Genomic DNA, 1,299 nt, shown 5'->3' with positions numbered 1-1,299 from the left:
GTCGGTCATCCGGCGGCTGTGCCGGCAAGTGATCGTCATGCGCGAAGGCGTGATCGTCGAAGCGAGCGCCACCGACGCCTTGTTCGACAAGCCGCAGCAGGCCTACACGCGCGATCTCATCGCGGCCATTCCGCTGCCCGAGATCGATGCGAACTGGCTGGACATTCCTTCCGCCGCCAAGGCGCCGACATGAATGCATACGCACGCCGAAGAGCGGGCCTCGGGCGTGCGACCAAAAGACCCAAGTCCCGCCAAATGGAGAGGACTGACATGAAGACCACTATCGCAATTGCAACGCTGGCCGCCACGATGCTCGGCAGCGCCGGCATGGCCTCGGCGGATTCGATCCCGGGCATGCGCGGCCACGACCACACCGGCATCACCGTTCCCGATATGAAGCAAGCGGTCGACTTCTTCACCGAAGTGGTCGGCTGCAAGAAGGCGATGTCGTTCGGTCCGTTCGCCGACGACAAGGGCACCTTCATGCAGGATCTCCTGGGCGTCGACCCGAAGGCGGTGATCGAAGAGGTCACCATGGTGCGCTGCGGCTATGGTTCGAACATCGAGCTGTTCAAATACACAGCACCGGACCAGAAGAACCTGACGCCGAAGAACAGCGACATTGGCGGCTTCCACATCGCCTTCTATGTCGACGACGTCGCTGCCGCCAAAGCCTATCTCGAAGGCAAGGGCGTCAAGACGCGGATGGGGCCGCTGCCGGTCAAGGAAGGGCCGGCGGCCGGCCAGACCATCCTCTATTTCCAGGCGCCGTGGGGGCTGCAGCTGGAAGCGATCAGCTATCCCGACGGAATGGCCTATGAGAAGGACGCCGAGACGGTGCTGTGGAGCCCGAAGAACCCGGAAAAGTGATCCGGCAGCGCGCTTGCGCGATGACACGCAGGCGCGCTTTCGCCATGTCAGGACAATCGTTTTGATATAAAACTTTAAGCTTGAAATATCTTGTCGCCGGCGCGATACTGAACTCCAGCAAGCGAAGAGGAGATCGCAGACATGAAGGTTGCGGTTCTCGGCGGCGGACCAGCTGGCCTCTACTTTGCCATTTCGATGAAGCTGAGGGACGCCGCGCACGATGTGACGGTGTTCGAGCGCAACCGCGCCGACGACACGTTCGGCTGGGGCGTCGTGCTGTCGGCCGAGACGCTCGACAATCTGTCGAAAAACGACCCGGTCAGCGCTGTCTGGATCAAGAAGCACTTTGCCTACTGGGACGACATCGCCGTCATCCATGACGGCGTGCGCACGGTCTCGTCAGGTTACGGTTTCTGCGGCATCGGCCGC

General features: G+C 61.7%; 2 protein-coding genes and 1 pseudogene. All 3 read left to right on the top strand.

Annotation, left to right across the window (positions count from 1 at the left end; translation table 11 throughout):
- Nucleotides 1–193, top strand: a pseudogene (locus EN906_RS34425) (ABC transporter ATP-binding protein); the annotation flags it as partial.
- Between the two features lie 77 nt (nucleotides 194–270).
- A complete protein-coding gene (locus tag EN906_RS34420; RefSeq protein ID WP_127272534.1) occupies nucleotides 271–870 on the top strand; it encodes a VOC family protein in 600 nt (199 codons plus the stop codon).
- Nucleotides 871–1,011: 141 nt separating this feature from the next.
- On the top strand, nucleotides 1,012–1,299 hold a 288-nt coding region (locus EN906_RS34415), incomplete at its 3' end, for an FAD-dependent oxidoreductase (protein WP_164777621.1).

This window comes from Mesorhizobium sp. M7A.F.Ca.CA.004.06.1.1, from assembly GCF_003999135.1.
Classification (GTDB): domain Bacteria; phylum Pseudomonadota; class Alphaproteobacteria; order Rhizobiales; family Rhizobiaceae; genus Mesorhizobium.
The sequence above is the reverse complement of the archived record's forward strand: the minus strand, read 5'-3'. Positions and strand labels throughout refer to the sequence as shown.

What these genes read in the sequence shown, in the direction of transcription:
- EN906_RS34420 (WP_127272534.1), top strand. Translation starts at nt 271, where the DNA reads ATGAAGACCACTATCGCAATTGCAACGCTGGCCGCCACGATGCTCGGC.